Source organism: Streptomyces sp. NBC_01003 (assembly GCF_045162695.1).
GTDB lineage: Bacteria > Actinomycetota > Actinomycetes > Streptomycetales > Streptomycetaceae > Streptomyces.
Genome location: NZ_CP108707.1, coordinates 5,894,801 through 5,915,037, shown reverse-complemented (window position 1 = coordinate 5,915,037; position 20,237 = coordinate 5,894,801). Strand labels below are relative to the sequence as shown.

Genomic DNA, 20,237 nt, shown 5'->3' with positions numbered 1-20,237 from the left:
GCACCGGCCCGTGATGGGTCTGTTACGGGAGCTTCACGCGTCCTCCGCAAGCTCGAGCCAGCGCATCTCCAACTCCTCGCGCTCCCCGACCAGTTCGCGCAGCTCGCCGTCCAGCTTGGCCACCTTCGCGAAGTCCGTGGCGTTATCGGCGATCTGTGCGTGCAGCTTGGTCTCCTTCTCGGACATCTTGTCCAGCTGCCGCTCGATCTTCTGGAGTTCCTTCTTCGCGGCGCGGGCGTCGGCGGCGGACACCGTCTTGTCCGGCGTGCCCGTGGCGGGGGCCGGGGCGGCGGCCGTCATCGAGGCGGCGACGGCCTCCTCCATCCGGCGGCGGCGCTCCAGGTACTCGTCGATGCCGCGCGGCAGCATCCGCAGCGTGGCGTCGCCGAGCAGCGCGAACACCCGGTCCGTGGTGCGCTCGATGAAGAACCGGTCGTGGGAGATCACGACCATGGAGCCGGGCCAGCCGTCGAGGAGGTCCTCCAGCTGCGTGAGGGTCTCGATGTCGAGGTCGTTCGTCGGCTCGTCGAGGAAGAGGACGTTCGGCTCGTCCATGAGGAGGCGCAGGATCTGGAGGCGGCGGCGCTCACCGCCGGAGAGGTCGCCGACGGGCGTCCACTGCTTCTCCTTGTTGAAGCCGAACGTCTCGCAGAGCTGGCCCGCGGTCATCTCGCGGCCCTTGCCGAGGTCGACGCGGTCGCGGACCTGCTGCACGGCCTGGATGACGCGCAGTTCGGGGTTGAGCTCGGCGACCTCCTGGGAGAGGTAGGCGAGCTTCACGGTCTTGCCGACGGCGACGCGGCCGGCCGCGGGCTGCTCCTCGCCGCCGGTGCGGGCGGCCTGCGCCATGGCCCGCAGGAGGGAGGTCTTGCCGGCGCCGTTCACACCGACGAGGCCGATGCGGTCGCCGGGGCCGAGCTGCCAGGTCAGATGCTTGAGGAGGACCTTGGGCCCGGCCTGCACGGTGACGTCCTCGAGGTCGAAGACGGTCTTGCCGAGCCGGGAGCTTGCGAACTTCATCAGCTCGCTCTTGTCGCGCGGCTCCGGCACATCGGCGATGAGCTCGTTCGCCGCCTCGATGCGGTAGCGGGGCTTGGAGGTGCGGGCCGGGGCGCCGCGGCGCAGCCAGGCCAGCTCCTTGCGCATCAGGTTCTGCCGCTTGGTCTCCTCGGTCGCCGCGATGCGCTCGCGCTCGGCGCGCGCGAAGACGTAGTCGCTGTAGCCGCCCTCGTACTCGAAGACGTCGCCCTTCTGCACGTCCCACATGCGGGTGCAGACCTGGTCGAGGAACCAGCGGTCGTGGGTCACGCAGACGAGGGCGGAGCGGCGGGCCCGGAGGTGGCCCGCCAGCCAGGAGATGCCCTCGACGTCGAGGTGGTTGGTGGGCTCGTCGAGGACGATCAGGTCGGGCTCGCCGATGAGGAGTTTCGCGAGCGCGATGCGGCGGCGCTCGCCGCCGGACAGCGGGGCGATGACCGTGTCGAGGCCCTGCGGGAAGCCGGGCAGGTCGAGTCCGCCGAAGAGGCCGGTGAGCACGTCGCGGATCTTGGCGTTGCCCGCCCACTCGTGGTCGGCGAGGTCACCGATGACCTCGTGCCGGACCGTCGCCTCGGGGTCGAGGGAGTCGTGCTGCGTGAGGACACCGAGGCGCAGGCCGCCGCTGTGGGTGACGCGGCCGGTGTCGGCCTCCTCCAGCTTGGCGAGCATCCGGATGAGGGTGGTCTTGCCGTCGCCGTTACGCCCGACGACACCGATCCTGTCCCCCTCGGACACGCCGAGCGATACGCCGTCGAGCAGGGCACGGGTGCCGTACACCTTGCTGACTGCCTCGACATTGACCAGGTTGACTGCCATTTCGCTCCTGACAAGGGGATGGATCAGTCTTCCAGCGTAGTCGCCGCGAGGGGTCCGACAGCGTGCGCCTTCTTGTGACGGCCCGGACACGGGCGGGACGGACGGGGGTGCGGGGGCGCGCCCCACGACGAGAAGTTCGCGACGGCCGCGTTCAGGGCCTTCGTGCGGCGCGCCGTCGGGCGGCACGGCTGCGGGGACCTGCGCCTGCCCGGCTGAGGACCGCGGCGACCTCGCGCGGCCGTACGACCCTGCCCTGCCAGCCGCCACCGGCGGGCGGGGGCAGGAGGTGACCGCGGGTGGCGAGCGCGGAGTGCAGCCCGACGAGGGCGATCGCGCCGAGCGGGACGACGGCGCTGCCGATGCGGCGTCTGCGGCGCCGGTGCCGGGCGCTCGTGGTGTCGGTGGTCATGGCGACCACGGTGCCGCAGCGCCCGTGGTGGCCGGCAGCGCGGACGTACTCAGTTACCCGTGAGTACATCCGGCTGCGTCAGCGCTGGACGACCGTCGCGCCCGGCGCGGGAGACGTCGTGACCCGTACGGAGCGGCAGGTGCCGGACGCCGTGAGGGCAGCGGCTACCGCCTGCGCCGACGCCTCGTCCGCGCAGAGGTACGCCGTGGTCGGGCCCGAGCCGGAGACCAGGCCCGCGAGGGCGCCCGCCGCCGTGCCCGCGTCGAGGGTGTCCTTCAGCGCGGGGAAGAGGGAGAGCGCGGCGGGCTGGAGGTCGTTCGTGAGCGTCGCGGCCAGCGCCGTCGTGTCGCCGGAGCGCAGCGCGTCGAGCAGGGCGGGCGAGGCCTCCGGCTCGGGGACGGCGCGGCCTTCGGCGAGGCGGTCGAACTCCCCGTACACGGCGGGCGTCGAGAGCCCCCCGTCGGCGGCGGCGAACACCCACCAGAACTCCCCGCCCACATCGAGGAGTTGAAGCTTCTCGCCGCGTCCGGTGCCGAGCGCCGCCCCGCCGACCAGGCTGAACGGCACATCGCTGCCCAACTCGGCGCAGATCTCCAGGAGTTCGTCCCGGGTGGCGCCGGTGCCCCACAGCGCGTCGCAGGCCACGAGCGCGCCGGCCGCGTCCGCGGAGCCGCCCGCCATGCCGCCGGCGACGGGGATGTCCTTGTCGATGTGGAGGTGGACGCGGGGCTCGATCCCGTACCGCTCGCCGAGCGCGATCGCGGCGCGGGCCGCCAGGTTCGTCCGGTCGAGGGGGACCTGGTCCGCGCCGGGGCCCTCGCAGGTGAGGGTCAGTTCGCCGGCCGCGGTCGCCGTGACGTCGTCGTGCAGGCCGACGGCGAGGAAGACGTTGGCGAGGTCGTGGAAGCCGTCGGGGCGGGCGGCGCCCACCGCGAGCTGGACGTTGACCTTGGCGGGGACCCGTACCGTCACGCTCACTGCTTGTTCTCCGCGATCCGTGCGAACTCCTCGACCGTGATGGCCTCGCCGCGCGCCTGCGGGGAGACACCGGCCGCTACCAGGGCGGCCTCGGCGGCGGCGGCCGATCCGGCCCAGCCGGACAGGGCGGCGCGCAGGGTCTTGCGGCGCTGGGCGAAGGCCGCGTCGACCACGGCGAAGACCTCGCGCTTGGAGGCGGTGGTCGCCACGGGTTCGGCGCGCTTGACCAGGGCGACGAGGCCGCTGTCGACGTTCGGCGCGGGCCAGAAGACGTTCCGCCCGATGGAGCCGGCGCGCTTCACGTCCGCGTACCAGTTGGCCTTGACCGACGGGACGCCGTAGACCTTCGAGCCGGGGGCGGCGGCGAGGCGGTCGGCGACCTCGGCCTGCACCATGACGAGCGTGCGCTCGATGGTGGGGAAGGTGTCGAGCATGTGGAGCAGGACCGGCACGGCGACGTTGTACGGCAGGTTCGCGACGAGCGCCGTGGGCGCGGGGCCCGGCAGTTCGCGTACCTGCATCGCGTCGGAGTGGACGAGCGAGAAGGCGTCCTTCTTCTGCGGGAGGCGGGCCCCGATCGTCGCGGGCAGCGCGGCGGCGAGCACGTCGTCGATCTCGACGGCGGTGACGTGGGCCGCCGCCTCCAGGAGCGCCAGGGTCAGCGAGCCGAGGCCTGGGCCGACCTCGACGACGTTGTCCTCGGGGGTGACCTGCGCGGTGCGGACGATACGGCGGACCGTGTTGGCGTCGATGACGAAGTTCTGGCCGCGCTGTTTCGTGGGCCGCACGCCCAGGGCTGCCGCCAGTTCGCGGATGTCGGCGGGGCCAAGCAGGGGGCCCTGGGGATCAGTGGTGCTCACGGTCTCAGGGTACGGGGCGCCGCGGCCGGGTCCCGACCGGACCGCGGGGCCCCGCGGGAGCCCGGGGCCTTCGTCTGGATCGGGCTGGATCAGGGAGCGGGGTCATGGGGGTCCCCCTGCTCGAGCGGAGCCGAGAGCTCGGGGGAGTGCCTGCCGGACCCCGCGAGCCCAGCCTGATCCGACCGACAGGCCCTATCCGTGCAGGCGGCCCCCGCAGTGCGGCCAGGGGCTCGCGCCGCGCCGCACGTAGAGCTTCTTCGCCCGGTACGTCTGCTCGGAGGCGGACGCGTCCTGGGGCCGGCCGCCGCCGCCCAGGCTGTGCCAGGTCTGTACGTCGAACTGGTAGAGGCCGCCGTAGGTGCCGGTGGCGTCGGTCGCGGCGGGGCGCCCGCCGGACTCGCACCGGGCGAGCCCGCTCCAGTTCAGGCCGTCGGCGCCTGCGACGGAGGGCGGCAGCGGCTTGGTGCCGACCTTCACGACCTGGCTGCGCGGCCGCCGCACGACCTCGGCGCTCATGCGGCGCGGCTTCTGCTTGACGCCGTTGACGGTGCGCAGGGCGTAGGTGACGCGGCGGGCGCCCTGGCGGCCCGCCCGTTCGACGACCTCGGTGCCGCGGAACAGCGTCGGGTCCTGGGTGCGCTCCACGGCGTACTCGATGACTTCCTCGCGCACCTCCTTGCTGCCCTTGATCCGCATGACGGTGATCGTCTGCCCGTCGCGCGGGAAGCTGTCCTGCGGCACGGACGTGGTGTCCTGGCCGTGCAGCGAGATGCCCGCCTCGTCCACGGCGTCCCGGACGGTGGCGGCGTTGGTACGGATGGTGCGCTCGCGCCCGTCGGCCATGACCGTGACGCTGCGTTCCGTGCGGACGTCGAACGCGAGGCCGTCGCGGGCGATGCGGCGGGAGCGGGACGTGGAGACGTAAGCGCCCTCGGCGCGCACGCCCAGCTGGTGCAGCGCGCCGTCGACGGTGCCCGCGGTGGTCCACACCCGGCGGCGCTCCCTGTCGATGGTGAGGTGGACGGGCCTGCCGTAACGCACGGTGACCTCGTCCCCGCTGGCCAGGGCGGTGCCGGGGGCGGGCACGACGACATCGTGCGGGCCGACGTCGACCCCCTCGTCGGCGAGCAGCTCACTGACGTCGTCCGCGAAGGTGTGCAGGGTGCGCGGCCTGCCTTCGACGCTGAGCTGGACCGCCTTGTCGGCGGCGACGAACGCGGTGGTGCCGCCGGCCAGGAACACGACGACGAGGGCCTGCGGCAGCAGGCGTCTGAGGGTCTCGGGCCGCTCGGGCCGTTTCCTGCGCCGGGCCGCCCTGCGGGCCTCGGCGCGCCCCGCGGCCGGGGCGGACTGGAGCGGCAGCAGTACTTCGGGCACCTGCCAGGCCGGCTGGGTCTCCATCGACTCGTAGCCGGGGCGGTAGGCGTCCCCGTAAGGCTGCGGGCCGGGCGGCGGCTCGTATGTCCCGAGCGCGTCGAGCGTTTCCTGCGGCTCATACGTCCCGTACGGCGAATTGCTCACGACGACGCTCCTGGGTCCGGATCGGGCGAGGAGAACCTAGCGGAGCATCGTCACTCTCCAAAGCATCGCCACTACGCTGTGTCGCGACGCGTTGCCGGCCTCACCCGCCGGGCGCCGTCCCGGGAGCGTGGTCGTTCAGTAGCCGAAGGCGCGGGCCGTGTTGGCGGAGACGGCCGCCGCGAGGGCGTCCTCGTCGAGGCCCTTCACCGCGGCCATCGCGCGCAGCGTGACCGGAATGAGATACGGGGCATTAGGCCGTCCGCGGTAGGGCGCGGGGGTCAGGAAGGGCGCGTCGGTCTCGACCAGGACGAGCTCGCGCGGGGCGACGGCGAGCGCGTCGCGCAGGGGCTGCGCGTTCTTGAAGGTGATGTTCCCGGCGAACGACATGAAGTAGCCGTTCTCGGCGCAGATCCGGGCCATCTCCGCGTCTCCGGAGTAGCAGTGGAAGACGGTGCGCTCGGGGGCGCCCTCCTCCTTGAGGATCCGCAGCACGTCGTCGTGGGCGTCGCGGTCGTGAATCACGAGCGCCTTGCCGTGCCGCTTGGCGATCTCGATGTGGGCCCGGAAGGAGCGCTCCTGCGCGGCGATGCCTTCAGGTCCCGTACGGAAGTGGTCGAGTCCGGTCTCGCCGACGCCCTTGACGTGCGGGAGGGCCGCGAGCCGGTCGATCTCCGCGAGCGCCTCGTCGAGGGCCGCGTCGCCACCGGCCGGCCGCTCCCCCTGCCGCGACCAGCCGTCGGGGTCGCCGAGGACGATGCGGGGCGCCTCGTTCGGGTGCAGGGCGACGGTGGCGTGCACGCTCGGGTGCGCGGCCGCGGTGTCGGCGGCCCAGCGGGACCCGTTCACGTCGCAGCCGACCTGGACGACGGTCGTCACACCCACCGACGCGGCCTTGGCGAGGCCCTCCTCCACCGTGCCCGACTGCATGTCGAGGTGGGTGTGCGAGTCGGCGACCGGCACCGTGAGGGGCGCGGGCAGCGGCGGCGGGGTGACGTCCTTCGAACGGTCAGAGCTCATGCCCCGATTTTACGAAGCCGGGGTCACCGGGGTCGTCGGGGTGCGGTTACCGCTCAGCCTGTGCTCAGTCGGCGCTTGGTCGGTGCTCAGTCGGTTTTGCGGTTCTGGAAGGGATGCAGCAGGTCGGAGAGGTGCCAGTGGTGGTCCTTGGCGGGGTGGTCCTTCGCAGGGTGGCCCTTCGCGGGGTGGTCCTCGCCCTCGCGCTGCTCCCCCGGCATGATTCCCTCGCGCTCCATCACGCCGCGGATCGACGAGACCCGCCCCGCCCTCATGATCCGTACGACATGGCCGCCGCAGTTGAGGCACGTGGGCCGGGTCAGCGGCGACGGGACGCGCTCGCCGCCCACCACGTACATCACGAACTCGGCGCCGTCGCCGTCGATGTGGTGCTCGATCTCGAAACTCTGCTCCCAGCCGTGACCGCACCGCATGCAGGCGAAGGCGTACGACTCGTGGGCGATGGCTGTGGCCGCGCTCCGGTTGGGTATCTGGGGTGCGGCAGCACCGGCCGGTGTCGGTACGGCGCCTGCGATCTCACTCATGCCTGCTCCTCTTGTCCGCTGGACAAGGCACCTCCGGGCGGGGCATTACATCCACCCTGAAGCGTGGGACGGGTGCGTCCCTTCAACCAGTGGACGCTTCTCCCGGCGCGATCGCATCAGGCCTGTCGACTATTGGATCCGATTTGGCCTTTCCTTATCGGAAGAGGCCCGATGCTCGGCCTGCGCTTTGCTTTTCACGATAGTCCTTTGCCCTCCGATGGGGCGCCCCGAGCGGCATTCTTTGCCGCCACCACGGCATCGAAGACCTCGCGCTTGGGTAGCCCCGCTTCGGCGGCCACGGCGGCGATTGCTTCCTTGCGCCGCTCCCCCGCCTCCTCGCGCACCTGCACCCTGCGTACCAGCTCGGAGGCGTCGAGTGACTCCGCGCCCTTCTCCGGGGCACCCTCGACGACGACGGTGATTTCGCCGCGTACGCCTTCAGCGGCCCATTTCGCGAGTTCCCCGAGCGGGCCCCGCTTCACTTCCTCGTACGTCTTGGTGAGCTCGCGGCACACGGCCGCCCTGCGGTCGGCGCCGAATGCCTCGGCCATCGCGGCGAGGGTGTCGTCGAGGCGGTGCGGGGCCTCGAAATAGACGAGGGTGCGGCGTTCCTCCGCCACTTCCTTGAGCCGGCCCATGCGCTCGCCGGCCTTGCGGGGCAGGAAGCCCTCGAAGCAGAACCGGTCGACGGGCAGCCCGGACAGCGCGAGCGCGGTGAGCACCGCGGACGGACCGGGCACGGCGGTGACCTTGATGTCCCGCTCGACGGCGGCCGCGACGAGCCGGTACCCGGGGTCGGACACGGACGGCATCCCCGCGTCGGTCACGAGCAGCACCCGGGCCCCGCCCGCTAGCGCCTCGACCAGCTCGGGCGTGCGGGCGGACTCGTTCCCCTCGAAGTACGACACGACGCGCCCGCCCGGGGTCACCCCGAGCGCCTGCGTCAGGCGCCGCAGCCTGCGGGTGTCCTCGGCGGCGATGACGTCGGCGCCGGCCAGCTCCTTGCTGAGCCGGGGCGGCGCGTCCGACACGTCTCCGATGGGCGTGCCCGCGAGCACGAGCGTTCCGGGGGATTCTGGGCTTGATGTCACGGATCCATCCTCGCAGGGGCGGGGACCGGCCGACTCGGTCGGGCCGCACACGGGACTCGCACAAGGACGTTCCCTACGATGGCGCGGTGACCAGTACTGCGTCCTCGCCGCACTCGCCCTCGACCAGCGCCCCGCCGGGCCAGAACCCCGGCGAGGGGCGGCAGCCGTCGACGTGGGAGCGCCGGCTGCGGCGGTTCGGTCACGTGGCGCGGCCCAGAGGCGACGTGGGCACGCGGCTCGTGCCGCCGTACGCGCCGCCGTCGTCGCGGCTGTGGACGACGCTCGGCCTCTCCGACCGTGTCGCGCGGGGCGTGACGCGCTGGTCGGGCTGGCTCGGTCCGCTGCTCGTGACGCTGGTCGCGGGCCTGATGCGGTTCTGGCATCTCGGCAGCCCGAAGGCCGTGATATTCGACGAGACGTACTACGCGAAGGACGCGTGGGCGCTGATCCACCGCGGCTTCGAGGTCAACTGGGACAAGAACGCCAACGACCTGATCCTCAAGACCGACGGTCATGTGCCGATCCCGCACGACGCCGCGTACGTCGTGCATCCGCCGGTCGGCAAGTACGTCATCGGGATCGGCGAGTGGCTGTTCGGATTCAACCCGTTCGGCTGGCGGTTCATGACGGCGGTGCTCGGCACGCTGTGCGTACTGCTGGTGTGCCGCATCGGGCGGCGGCTGTTCCGCTCGACGTTCCTCGGCTGCCTGGCCGGTCTGCTGCTCGCCGTGGACGGCCTCGCGTTCGTCATGAGCCGCACGGCGCTCCTCGACTCGATCCTCGTGTTCTTCGTCGTCGCCGCGTTCGGCTGCCTCGTCGTGGACCGTGACAAGGCGCGCGGGAAGCTCGCTGCCGCGCTCCCGAGGGGCGAGGACGGCGTGCCGCGCCCCGACGTGCACATCGCCGAGACGCTGCGCCTCGGCTGGCGCCCGTGGCGGCTGCTGGCCGGCCTGTGCCTGGGTCTCGCCGCGGGCACGAAGTGGAACGGCTTCATCTATGTGGCCGCGTTCGGCATCCTCACGGTCCTGTGGGACGTCGGCGCGCGCCGCGTCGCCGGGGCCGGCCGGCCGTACGTCACCGTGCTCAAGCGGGACCTCGGCTGGGCGTTCCTGTCGACGGTGCCGGTCGCGGTCGGCACATACGTCCTGTCCTGGCTCGGCTGGATCCTTTCTCCTGCCGACGGGACCGGCGGCTACTTCCGCAACTGGGCGGCGACCGACGGCCGGGGCGGCTCCTGGACCTGGCTGTTCCCCGACTGGGTGCGCAGCCTGTGGCACTACGAGCACGAGGTCTACAAGTTCAACGTGGGGCTCAGCTCCCCGCACATCTACCAGTCGAACCCGTGGAGCTGGCTCGTCGACGGCAGGCCGGTCTCGTACTTCTACGAGTCCCCGCTGCCCGGCAAGGACGGCTGCCCGGCCGACGCGGGCGACAAGTGCGCCCGCGAGGTCCTCGCGCTCGGCACCCCGCTGCTGTGGTGGGCGGCGGCGTTCGCCGTGCTGTATCTGCTGTGGCGCTGGTTCTTCCGCCGCGACTGGCGGGCGGGAGCCATCGCGTGCGCCATCGCCGCGGGCTATCTGCCCTGGTTCAACTACCAGGAACGCACGATCTTCTTCTTCTACGCGGTCGTCTTCGTGCCCTTCCTCTGTCTCGCCGTCGCGATGCTGGTCGGCGCGATCCTCGGGCCACCGGGCTCCGGGGAGCGGCGCAGAGTCGTGGGCGCGGCGGGCGCGGGCGTGCTCGTGCTGCTGATCGTGTGGAACTTCGTCTACTTCTGGCCGATCTATACCGGCCAGGCGATCCCGTTCCACTCCTGGCAGTCCCGGATGTGGCTGGACTCCTGGGTCTGACCTCGGACGACCCGACCCCGCGCAAGCGGTCTCCGTTCGGACAAGTTCGGACAACATCTGCGCACTCTCGTCACACCGGGCACGGCTGCCGCCTAAAGTTCCCCACCGGAACCTGGGGAGGGGACGCAGCATGCGCAAGGGGGCCAAGACGGCTGTGATCGGCGGGGTGTTCGCCATCATGGTCGGGGGCGCGGGATACGGCGCGTACAACGTGGTGACGGCCGTGACCGGTTCGGGCGGATCGAGTACGGCGGGGGCACCCTCGCCGCGCAGGACCGGGCCGCCGACGGCGGACGATATCAAGGACGTGTCGCAGAAGTTCCTCGCGGCGTGGGCGAAGTCCGACCCGGGCACCGCGTCGACGTACACGAACAACGCGGAGTCTGCGCTCTCGGCGCTGACCGGCTGGCACGACGACGCGCACGTCACGCAGACCACGCTGACGGCGGGGGCGCCCTCGGGGGCGCAGGTGCCGTTCGAGGTGAAGGCCACGGTGTCGTTCGAGGGGAAGAAGAAGACCCTCTCGTACGACTCGTCGCTGAAGGTCGTGCGGGGGCTCAACACCGGCCGGGCGCTGGTCGACTGGCAGGCGTCCGTCGTGCACCCGGACATGCGCAGGGGCGACACCCTCGTCACGGGCGAGGCCTCGGCGCCGCCGATCGAGGCCGTGGACCGCTCGGGCGCCGTCCTGACGAAGGAGAAGTACCCCTCGCTCGGGCCGATCCTGGACCAGCTGCGCGAGAAGTACGGCGACTCGGCCGGCGGCCGCGCGGGTGTGGAGACGTACATCCAGCCCGAGAACGAGGACGCCGGGACCAAGACGCTGCTCACGCTCGTGAAGGGCAGGGCCGGCGAGCTGCACACGACGCTCAGCGCGACCGCGCAGGCGGCGGCGGAGAAGGCCGTGAAGAGCTTCGACGAGTCGTCCGTGGTGGCCGTGCAGCCGAGCACGGGCCAGGTCCTCGCGGTCGCCAACCACCGCCAGGACGGCTTCAACGCCGCCTTCCAGGGCGAGCAGGCCCCCGGCTCCACGATGAAGATCGTCACCACGGCGATGCTCATCGACAACGGTGTCGCGTCGGTCAGCAGCCCCGCGCCCTGCCCGGACACCGCGACCTGGCAGAGCCAGACGTTCCACAACCTTCCGGGCATGAAGGCCAACGAGGGCGCCAACCTCGCGGACAGCTTCGCGCGGTCGTGCAACACGGCGTTCGTGAAGCTCATCGACGAGAAGCCGCTGACGGACGAGTCGTTGACGCGCGAGGCGCAGGACCGCTTCGGTCTGGGCCAGGACAACTGGAAGACCGGCATCGCGTCCGCGGACGGCAAGATTCCGGCGTCCGGCGGACCCGACCGCGCGGCCAACGCCATCGGGCAGGGCCAGATCCAGATGAACCCGCTGAACATGGCGTCCGTCACGGCGACCGCGAAGACGGGCGTCTTCCGGCAGCCCGTGATCGTGCCGCGCTCCGTCGACGACCGGGAGCTCGCCACCGCCCGCGGCCTGCCCCCGAACACCGCCGCGCAACTGCGGCAGATGATGTACCGCACGGCGACGGTCGGCACCGCGGCACAGGTCATGGCGGGTCTCGGCCCGGAGATCGGCGCCAAGACCGGCTCGGCCGAGGTCACCGGCCAGACCAAGTCGAACAGCTGGTTCACCGGCTACCGCGGGGATGTCGCGGCGGCCGCGGTCACCGAGGAGGGCGGCCACGGCGGCGACGCCGCGGGCCCTATCGTGGCGGCGGTGCTACGGGCGGGTAGCTGAGCCGACGTCGGGGGCACTTATCAAGACGCCTTAGTCTGAGCCGTCCGCGAGGAACCCAGTGGACCGGGCAGACAGGCAACGACGGAGGACCGGTGGGCAGCAGAGGCAGGCAACCCGAGCGCAAGAAGGCGAACGCGGCCGTGATCGGCGGCGTGGTCGCCGTCGTGGTGCTCGGCGCCGGAGTCAGCGCCTACGCCCTCTTCAGCGGCGACTCGGACCGGACGACCGCGGCCGACGACAAGCCCCACGTCAAGACGGGTCCCGTCACCGCGGCCGAGGTCCGCACCGCGGCCGACCGGTTCCTGACCGCCTGGGCCGCGGGCGACACCGCGAAGGCTGCGGCCGCCACGGACGACGCCACCGCGGCGACGGCCGCCCTCACCTCGTACGGCAAGGACGCCCATCTGTCCGGGGTGAAGCTGACGCCCGGGAAGCGCGCCGGGGCGAAGATGCCGTTCGCGGTGTCGGCGACCGTCTCGTACGGGGGAAAGTCGAAGCCGTTCGCGTACGGCTCCGAACTGACCGTCGTGCGGAGGGTGAAGGACGGCAAGCCGCTCGTCGGGTGGCAGGCGTCCGTCGTGCACCCGGACCTCAAGGACGGTGACCGGCTCGTCACGGGCGCGGCCGGTGACCCCCCGATCAAGGCGACGGACCGCTCCGGGAACGAGCTGACCGCGGCCGAGTACCCCTCGCTCGGCACCGTCATCGACGGGCTGCGCGAGAAGTACGGCAAGAAGGCCGGCGGCACGGCGGGCATCGAGCTGCGCGTCGTCCACAAGGAGAGCGGCAAGGAGAGCGAGCACACGCCCGACAAGACGCTCGTCACGCTCGCCAAGGGCACGCCCGGCACCCTGCGTACGACGATCAGCCCGACGTCGCAGGCCGTCGCCGAACGCGAGGTCGCCAAGCGGGAGAAAGCCTCGGTCGTCGTCATCAAGCCGTCGACCGGAGAGATCCTCGCGGTCGCCAACTCCCGCCCCGAAGGCTTCAACACGGCCTTCCAGGGCTCCCTCGCGCCCGGCTCCACGATGAAGATCGTGACGTCGTCGATGCTCCTGGAGAAGAACCTCGCGGGCGTCGACAAGAAGCACCCGTGCCCCAAGTACGTGACATACGGCGGCTGGAAGTTCCAGAACGACGACAAGTTCGAGATCAAGGACGGCACGTTCCGGGCCAGCTTCGCGCGCTCGTGCAACACCGCCTTCATCAGCCAGGCCAAGGAGCTGGAGGACGGCGACCTGACGAAGCAGGCGCAGGAGGTCTTCGGGCTCGGCCGCGACAACTGGTCGATCGGCGTGCCCAGCTTCGACGGCGCGGTCCCGGTGCAGTCGCAGGCGCAGATGGCGGCCTCGCTGATCGGGCAGGGCGGGGTGCGGATGAACCCGCTCAACATGGCGTCGGTCGTCGCCACCGCCAAGACGGGCGAGTTCAAGCAGCCCTACCTCGTCTCGCCCGAATTCGACCACCGCACGCTCGCCACGGCGTCCCGCAAGCTGTCCCCGTCGACTGTGAGCGCCCTGCGCGAGTTGCTGCACTACACGGCGGTCGCCGGTACGGCGGTCGAGCCGATGTCGGGGCTCGGCACCGACATGGGCGCGAAGACCGGCTCGGCGGAGGTCGACGGGCAGAAGGAGCCGAACGGCTGGTTCACGGCCTGGCGCGGTGACCTGGCCTCGGCGGCGGTCGTCCAGCAGGGCGGCCACGGCGGTGACTCGGCGGGTCCCGTGGTGCGGCAGATGCTGCTCGCCGGGGACTGAACGTCGGGGCGATACCTGGTCGCGTGGCGGGTACACGGAGCGCTACGGTGCCGCCATGAGCACCCCGGAACCTGCCGCATCCGCCGCCACCCACGCGCACCCCCGTTTCGCCGAGGCCCTCACCGAGCTGGGCCTGGCCGACGTACTCCCGCTCGTCCGCCGCTTCCCGGAGGCGACCCGGACCGCGCAGGAGGCCGCGGCCGCGATCGGCTGCGAACTCAGCCAGATCTGCAAGTCGCTGATCTTCGCCGCGGACAATGTTCCGGTGCTTGTGCTGATGGACGGCGCGTCGCGGGTGGACGTGGAGCTGGTCCGGCGCGAGCTGGGCGCCGAGAAGGTCACCCGCGCCAAGGCGGACGTCGTGCGCGCGACGACCGGATACGCGATCGGCGGCATCCCGCCCTTCGGACACCTCACCAGGACCCGGGTCCTCGCCGACCGTTCACTCCTGGACCACGACACCGTGTGGGCCGCCGCCGGCACCCCGTACGCCGTGTTCCCCATGGACCCCAAGTCGCTGATCACACACGCCGGTGCGACCCTCGTGGACGTGCGCGAGAGCGCTCAGTGACCCCACTCGTCGCGGCGGCCGTGCTCCTCGCGGCCGTCACGCACGCGAGCTGGAACGCGATCGCCCACCACATCACCGACAAGCTGGTCGGCTTCACGCTGATCTCGGGCGGCGGCGCGCTCATCGGGCTCGTGTGCGCGCCCTTCGTGCCGTTCCCGCACGCCGCGGCCTGGCCGTATCTGATCTTCTCCGCACTCCTCCACGTCGCCTACTACGCCCTGCTCATGCGGTCGTTCAGGCTCGGCGACTTCGGCCAGGCGTACCCGATCGCGCGCGGCACGGCGCCCCTCGTGGTGACCGTGCTCGCCGCGGTGTTCGCGGGCGAGATCCCCGACGGCTGGCAGGCGGCGGGCGTCGCGGTCTCGTGCGCGGGCCTGACCGGGCTCGCGCTGTGGGGCATACGGGGCTCTGGGCGCAGGCCCGACTGGGCGGCCGTGGGGGCGGCCGTCGCGACGGGCGTGTCCATCGCCGCGTACACGGTGGTGGACGGCCTCGGCGTGCGCGCCTCCGGGAACTCGCTCGGCTACATCGCGTGGCTGATGATGCTCGGCGGCCTCGGCGTCCCCGTCTACGCGGCCTGGACGTGGCGCGGTGAACTGGCCGCCCGGCTGCGGCCGTTCGCGGCGGTCGGGCTGCTCGGCGCTGCGCTGTCCGTGTCCGCGTACGGGCTCGTCCTGTGGGCGCAGACACGGGCGGACCTCGCCCCGATCTCGGCCCTGCGCGAGTCGTCGATCATCGTGGGCGCGGCGATCGGGACGGTGTTCTTCAAGGAGCGCTTCGGGACGCCGCGGATGGTGGCGGCGGGGCTGATGGTGGCGGGGATCGGGCTGATGCTGCACACCGCGGGCTGAGCGGTGCGTCACTGGAGCTGGGCGCGGAATCCCAGGCTCGCCGAGGTCAGGCCGCCGTCGACCGGGAGTGTGACCCCGGTGATCCATGCCGCGTCCGGCGAGGCGAGGAACGTGACGGCCGCCGCGATGTCCTCCGGCTCACCGACCCGCCCCAGCGGGTAGAGGCCGCTGACGGCGTCCAGGGCGGCGCCCCGGCCCGACCAGGCGGGGGTGCGCACCGTGCCCGGCGCGACGAGGTTGACGCGGACGCCGCGCGGGCCCGCGTGCCCGGCGAGGGTGCGGGTCAGCGAACCGAGTCCCGCCTTCGCGGCGCTGTACGCGTGATTGCCGTAGTCCTGAAGGCCGTTGACGGATCCGATGCTCACGATCGCGCCGCGGCCCGACGCCACCAGGTACGGCAGCGCGGCACGGCAGCAGCGGTACGCGCCGGTGAGCGTGATGTCGAGGTCGCGGGCCCACACCTCGTCGGGCTCGTCCTCGAAGAGAGCGGCGTCCGGGGCACACGCGTAGGCGTTGTTGACGAGCACGTCGAGGCGGCCGAACTCCTCCACGACGGCCGCGACCGCCGCCTCCACCGACTCGCGTGACGAGACGTCGCAGGTGAACGCCGTTGCCGCGCCGCCCTGTTCGCGAATCCCGGCAGCTGTCTTCTCGGCTGCCTGCGGATCCACATCGGTGACGGCGACCTGCGCCCCCTCTGCGGCGAACCTGTGCGCGGTGGCGGCGCCGATGCCGCGCGCCGCGCCGGTGATCATGACCCCGTACCCCTCGAAGCGCCTCATGGGCCGACGCTACCCGGCGCGCGTCCGGGGCACACGGCGGTTATCCGGCGAGCGAGGCGCGCACGGCCCGTACCAGCGCCTGAGCGCGCGGGTCGGCGGTGACGCCCTTCTGCATGCCGTTCGTGACGTACCCGAAGGCGATCCCGGACTCGGGGTCCGCGAAGCCGAGCGGACCGCCCCGCCCGGGGTGGCCGAAGGAGCCGGGGCCGAGGAGGGGGGAGGCGACCCCGTGGAGCATGTAGCCGAGTCCGAAGAGGGTCGGGACGACGAGGACCCGGTCGGCGCCCTCGGACGCCTCCGTGCGGGCCGCCTGAGCCGTGTCCGGTGTGAACAGGCGGGTACCGCCGTCGACTTCGCCGATCAGGGACGCGTAGAAACGGGCGAGTCCCTCCGCCGTGCCGACGCCGTTCGAGGCGGGGAGCTCGGCCGCGCGGTAGGCCGGGGCGTTCTCGTCGGGCGCGGGGGCGATGGCGCCGAAGGCGCGGCGGGTGAGGGAGCCGGGGTCGGAGTACGCGTCGGCGACGTTCTTCCTGGGGCGGGTGCGCAGGCCGCCGCCGGGCACTGCCGGGGGTTCGACGGGGCCGATGAGACCGGCGCGGTGCGCCTCGGCGTCGGGCAGCCCGACCCAGAGGTCGGCGCCGACGGGGGCGGCTATGTGCTCGGCGGTCCAGGCGCCGACGGTGCGGCCGGTGACGCGGCGCACGAGCTCGCCGGTGAGCCAGCTGTAGGTCTGCGCGTGATAGCCGTGGTCGGTGCCGGGTTCCCAGGCGGGGGCCTGGGCGGCGACGGCCGCGGCGCCGGTGTCGGGGTCGGCGGCCTCGGCGGGGGTCAGCGGGCGGTCGAGCGCGGGCACCCCGGCGCGGTGCGCGAGGACGTCACGGACGAGGACGTGCTCCTTGCCGTGCTCCTTGAACTCGGGCCAGTAGGCGCTGACCGGCGCGTCCAGGTCGAGCTCTCCCCGCTGGTGCAGGAGGAGCAGCGCGGCGGCGGCCACGCCCTTCGTGGCGGAGCGCATGATCTGGGCGGTGCCGCGCTCCCAGGGGGCGCCGCCGCTCACGTCGCGGGTGCCGGCCCACAGGTCGACGACCTTGTGTCCGTCGCGGTAGACGACCACGCCCGCGCCGCGCTCGCCGAGCGCGGCGAAGTTGTGCGCGAAGGCGTCCCTGACCGGTTCGAACCCGGTGGCCACTGTGCCGTTCATGTCACTCACATCGGGTGCAACAGCCATGGATCGCTGAGGATTCCTCGGCCGCTCAGACCTTCACGGACTTCGGGTCGAAGCCGAAGGGGAGCTCCAGGCGGTGGGCGCGCATGAGGTCCTCGTCGGCGAGGAGGTCGCCGGTCGTCCCGTCGGCCGCGATCACGCCCTCGCTGAGGATCACCGAGCGCGGGCAGAGTTCGAGCGCGTACGGCAGGTCGTGCGTGACCATCAGGACGGTGACGTCCAACGACCGCAGGATGTCGGCGAGTTCGCGGCGCGAGGCCGGGTCGAGGTTCGACGAGGGCTCGTCCAGGACGAGGATCTCGGGCTCCATGACGAGGACGGTGGCGACCGCGACGCGGCGGCGCTGCCCGAAGGAGAGGTGGTGCGGCGGCCGGTCGGCGAAGTCGGCCATACCGACCTGGGCGAGGGCCTTGTGCACGCGGGCCTCGAGTTCGGGCCCCTTCACCCCGGCCGCGGCGGGACCGAAGGCCACGTCCTCTCGGACGGTCGGCATGAAGAGCTGGTCGTCGGGGTCCTGGAAGACGATGCCGACCTTGCGCCGGATCTCGGCCATGTGCTGCTTGCCGACGGGCAGACCGGCGACGGTCACGGTGCCGGCGCCGCCGGTGAGGATGCCGTTGAGATGCAGCACGAGGGTCGTCTTGCCCGCGCCGTTGGGCCCGAGCAGGGCGACGCGCTCACCGCGGCCGATGGTCAGGTCGACGCCGAAGAGGGCCTGGTGCCCGTCGGGGTAGGCGTAGGCGAGGCCGCTGACCTCGAGAGAGGCGAGGGAAGGCGACGAGAGCGAGGCGGGGGAAACAGTCACAGCAGCCATCCCAGCAGACAGACGACAAGAGCGGCACAGGGGAGGGTGAGGGCGTACGACCACTGCGTGCGGGACGCGCTCACGTCGTCGATGACCGGCATCGATCCGGCGTACCCGCGGCTGACCATGGCCAGATGCACGCGCTCGCCGCGCTCGTAGGAACGGATGAAGAGGGCTCCGGCGGACTTGGCGAGGACGCCCCAGTGCTTCACGCCGCTCGCCTCGAAGCCGCGCGACTCCCGGGCGATCTTCATGCGGCGCATCTCGTCGGTGATCACATCGCCGTAGCGGATCATGAACGACGCGATCTGGACCAGGAGCGGCGGCAGCTTGAGCCGTTGCAGGCCGAGCAGCAGTTCGCGCAGCTCCGTCGTGGAGGCGAGCAGGACGGACGCGGCGACGCCGAGGGTGCCCTTGGCGAGGACGTTCCAGGCGCCCCACAGGCCGTTGACACTGAGGGACATCCCGAGGACATCCACGCGCTCGCCCTGCGCCACGAACGGCATGAGGACGGCGAAGGCGACGAAGGGGATCTCGATGAGGAGCCGCTTGAGGAGGAAGGCGGCCGGGACCCTGGCCGCGTACGCGACGGCCGCGAGCAGCACCGCGTACAGGGCGAACGCCCACATCGCCTCGCGGGGCGTGGAGACGACCACGATCACGAAGCAGAAGACGGCGGCGAGCTTGGTGTGCGGCGGCAGGCCGTGCACGGGCGAGTGCCCGTGCCGGTAGAGCTTGTGCGCGTGCCCCGCACCCATGTCAGACGGTCTCCGTGATCTCGCTCGGGGAGGTGTCCGCGGTGCGGCGCCTGCGCAGCACCCAGAAGATGCCGCTGCCCGCGACGACGGTGACGCCGACGCCGATCACGCCGGCGAGGCCGCCGGAGAGCCGGGCGTCGCCGACGTCCTTGACGCCGTAGCCGGCGAGCGGGGAGCCGTCGGAGGCGTGCTTCTCGGTCTTCGTGTCGATGCCCTTGTCGTGGGCGACCTTCTCCAGGCCGTCCGGGTTGGCGGAGGCGTAGAAGGAGACGAAGCCGGCGAGGACGAGGGAGGTGACGAGACCGGTGATCCAGACCTTGCGGTGGGAGCGTGCGGCGACGGGCGCGGGCGCGGTGTCCGGGGCGTCGACGAGTTCCCCGCCGACGCGGAGCTTGAGCGGCCGGTGCAGGCCGCGGGCGCCGTACACGAGGTCGGGGCGGACGGCGACGACGGCGCCGACGGTCAGCGCGGTGATGACGGCCTCGCCGATGCCGATGAGGACGTGCACGCCGACCATCGCGGTGGCGACCTTGCCGATCGAGACGTCGGTGGTGCCGCCGATCGCGTAGATCAGGGTGAAGACGACGGCCGCGGCCGGGACGGACAGGAGCGCCGCGACGAAGGAGGCGACGGTGATGGAGCGGCGCCCCCGGGGCAGCACCTTCACCAGGCCGCGGAAGGCGAGGTAGGCGACGACGGTCGTGGTGATCGCCATGTCGGTGATGTTCACGCCGAGCGCGGTCAGCCCGCCGTCGGCGAAGAGCACGCCCTGCATCAGGAGCACCACGGACACACAGAGGACGCCGGTATAGGGGCCGACGAGTATCGCGGCCAGTGCGCCGCCCAGGAGGTGGCCGCTGGTGCCCGCCGCGACGGGGAAGTTCAGCATCTGCACGGCGAAGATGAACGCGGCGACCAGGCCCGCGAGGGGGGCCGTCCGCTCGTCGAGTTCGCGCCGCGCGCCTCGGAGGCTGACGGCCACGGCGCCCGCGGCGACGACACCTGCGGCCGCCGATACGGGGGCGTTGATGAATCCGTCGGGGACATGCATGGGTGAAAGCTCCGCTTCGGGGCACACGACAGGCTTGGTTGACCGTTCGATGATAGTGCCTTGTTGCGAACTGGTTGCAAGAGCGCTGGGCGCACGATTAAGACCGAATCAAACCCTGGATGCATAGCCGGACATATGGCTTATATGGGACATTAGATGACAGTACGCACAAAAGACGGCGAGGAGTCTCCGATGTCTGACGTCGAGCAGTACGCACCAGCCCACATCGTCACGGACTCCCCCGACGAGACGCCGGCAGTCCCCGCGGTCCTGAGCTACGACGGCCGCATCCACGTCACCGTCCCCGAAGAGGGTGACTGGTACTTCACCCGCGAGCTCCTGGAACAGGGGCTGCGCGCCCCGACCACCGTGGGCGACGTCCACATCTGGCCGTGCGGCCGCGTCCAGGCCGTCATGGAGTTCCACTCGCCGAAAGGGGTGGCGGTCGTGCAGTTCGAGAAGAAGGCACTGGTGCGCTTCCTTCGCCGGACGTACACGGCCGCCACCCCGGTGGCTCACTGAGAGCCGGTCGAACTGCCGGTCAAGG

Annotated in this window: 19 protein-coding genes; 6 read left to right on the top strand and 13 right to left on the bottom strand. The window is 71.9% G+C overall.

All coding sequences use genetic code 11. The annotated features are described in order from the left end of the window. Positions 1-33: 33 nt before the first annotated feature. The 8 genes from OG698_RS27120 to rsmI all read right to left on the bottom strand — a co-directional run bounded on the left by OG698_RS27120 (position 34) and on the right by rsmI (position 8,272). Positions 34-1,854, bottom strand: a complete 1,821-nt coding sequence (locus OG698_RS27120; RefSeq protein WP_406106006.1) for an ABC-F family ATP-binding cassette domain-containing protein — start codon at positions 1,852-1,854, stop codon at positions 34-36. 151 nt (positions 1,855-2,005) lie between these two features. Then, positions 2,006-2,263, bottom strand: coding sequence for a hypothetical protein (locus OG698_RS27115; protein ID WP_406106005.1), 258 nt, complete (start codon positions 2,261-2,263; stop codon positions 2,006-2,008). A 78-nt stretch (positions 2,264-2,341) separates the two neighbouring features. Then, positions 2,342-3,241: a 4-(cytidine 5'-diphospho)-2-C-methyl-D-erythritol kinase gene (locus OG698_RS27110; protein ID WP_406106003.1), complete on the bottom strand. Its 900-nt coding sequence runs from the start codon at positions 3,239-3,241 to the stop codon at positions 2,342-2,344. After that, complete coding sequence (gene rsmA / locus OG698_RS27105; protein ID WP_406106001.1) at positions 3,238-4,101, bottom strand: 16S rRNA (adenine(1518)-N(6)/adenine(1519)-N(6))-dimethyltransferase RsmA; 864 nt, start codon at positions 4,099-4,101, stop codon at positions 3,238-3,240. The genes OG698_RS27110 and rsmA overlap by 4 nt, the downstream gene beginning before the upstream one ends. A gap of 192 nt (positions 4,102-4,293) precedes the next feature. Further along, positions 4,294-5,622 carry a ubiquitin-like domain-containing protein gene (locus tag OG698_RS27100; protein ID WP_406105999.1) on the bottom strand — a complete coding sequence of 443 codons (1,329 nt, stop codon included), beginning with the start codon at positions 5,620-5,622 and terminating at the stop codon, positions 4,294-4,296. Between the two features lie 135 nt (positions 5,623-5,757). Continuing rightward, positions 5,758-6,639: a TatD family hydrolase gene (locus OG698_RS27095; protein ID WP_406105998.1), complete on the bottom strand. Its 882-nt coding sequence runs from the start codon at positions 6,637-6,639 to the stop codon at positions 5,758-5,760. An 86-nt stretch (positions 6,640-6,725) separates the two neighbouring features. Continuing rightward, positions 6,726-7,181, bottom strand: a complete 456-nt coding sequence (locus tag OG698_RS27090) for a hypothetical protein (RefSeq protein ID WP_406105996.1) — start codon at positions 7,179-7,181, stop codon at positions 6,726-6,728. Positions 7,182-7,375: 194 nt separating this feature from the next. Then, entirely contained in the window at positions 7,376-8,272 is an 897-nt protein-coding gene (gene rsmI, locus OG698_RS27085) for a 16S rRNA (cytidine(1402)-2'-O)-methyltransferase (protein ID WP_100596189.1), read from the bottom strand. An 86-nt stretch (positions 8,273-8,358) separates the two neighbouring features. Between rsmI and OG698_RS27080 the strand changes: the two genes are divergently transcribed. The 5 genes from OG698_RS27080 (at position 8,359) to OG698_RS27060 (ending at position 15,069) form a co-directional block, all read left to right on the top strand. Then, the gene (locus OG698_RS27080) at positions 8,359-10,122 is read left to right on the top strand and encodes a dolichyl-phosphate-mannose--protein mannosyltransferase (RefSeq protein WP_406105994.1); all 1,764 of its coding nucleotides are present in this window, start codon (positions 8,359-8,361) and stop codon (positions 10,120-10,122) included. A gap of 130 nt (positions 10,123-10,252) precedes the next feature. Then, positions 10,253-11,890 (top strand): penicillin-binding transpeptidase domain-containing protein, encoded by a 1,638-nt coding sequence (locus tag OG698_RS27075; protein ID WP_406105992.1) that lies wholly within the window; start codon positions 10,253-10,255, stop codon positions 11,888-11,890. A gap of 92 nt (positions 11,891-11,982) precedes the next feature. Beyond that, positions 11,983-13,647, top strand: coding sequence for a penicillin-binding transpeptidase domain-containing protein (locus tag OG698_RS27070; RefSeq protein ID WP_406105991.1), 1,665 nt, complete (start codon positions 11,983-11,985; stop codon positions 13,645-13,647). A gap of 55 nt (positions 13,648-13,702) precedes the next feature. After that, the gene (locus OG698_RS27065; RefSeq protein ID WP_406105990.1) at positions 13,703-14,218 is read left to right on the top strand and encodes a YbaK/EbsC family protein; all 516 of its coding nucleotides are present in this window, start codon (positions 13,703-13,705) and stop codon (positions 14,216-14,218) included. Further along, positions 14,215-15,069: an EamA family transporter gene (locus OG698_RS27060; RefSeq protein WP_406105989.1), complete on the top strand. Its 855-nt coding sequence runs from the start codon at positions 14,215-14,217 to the stop codon at positions 15,067-15,069. The genes OG698_RS27065 and OG698_RS27060 overlap by 4 nt, the downstream gene beginning before the upstream one ends. Before the next feature lie 8 nt (positions 15,070-15,077). On the opposite strand, the gene OG698_RS27055 is transcribed toward OG698_RS27060, so the two are convergent. The 5 genes from OG698_RS27055 to OG698_RS27035 are packed head-to-tail and all read right to left on the bottom strand — an operon-like array spanning position 15,078 to position 19,690. Continuing rightward, complete coding sequence (locus OG698_RS27055) at positions 15,078-15,851, bottom strand: SDR family NAD(P)-dependent oxidoreductase (protein WP_406105987.1); 774 nt, start codon at positions 15,849-15,851, stop codon at positions 15,078-15,080. Between the two features lie 40 nt (positions 15,852-15,891). Beyond that, the gene (locus tag OG698_RS27050) at positions 15,892-17,052 is read right to left on the bottom strand and encodes a serine hydrolase domain-containing protein (RefSeq protein WP_406105985.1); all 1,161 of its coding nucleotides are present in this window, start codon (positions 17,050-17,052) and stop codon (positions 15,892-15,894) included. 52 nt (positions 17,053-17,104) lie between these two features. Continuing rightward, entirely contained in the window at positions 17,105-17,890 is a 786-nt protein-coding gene (locus tag OG698_RS27045) for an energy-coupling factor ABC transporter ATP-binding protein (RefSeq protein WP_406105984.1), read from the bottom strand. After that, positions 17,878-18,639, bottom strand: coding sequence for a cobalt ECF transporter T component CbiQ (gene cbiQ / locus OG698_RS27040; protein ID WP_100596131.1), 762 nt, complete (start codon positions 18,637-18,639; stop codon positions 17,878-17,880). The genes OG698_RS27045 and cbiQ overlap by 13 nt, the downstream gene beginning before the upstream one ends. Position 18,640: 1 nt before the next feature. Beyond that, the gene (locus OG698_RS27035; protein ID WP_406105981.1) at positions 18,641-19,690 is read right to left on the bottom strand and encodes an energy-coupling factor ABC transporter permease; all 1,050 of its coding nucleotides are present in this window, start codon (positions 19,688-19,690) and stop codon (positions 18,641-18,643) included. Positions 19,691-19,882: 192 nt separating this feature from the next. Between OG698_RS27035 and OG698_RS27030 the strand changes: the two genes are divergently transcribed. Continuing rightward, complete coding sequence (locus OG698_RS27030; protein ID WP_406105979.1) at positions 19,883-20,212, top strand: SsgA family sporulation/cell division regulator; 330 nt, start codon at positions 19,883-19,885, stop codon at positions 20,210-20,212. Positions 20,213-20,237: the final 25 nt, after the last annotated feature.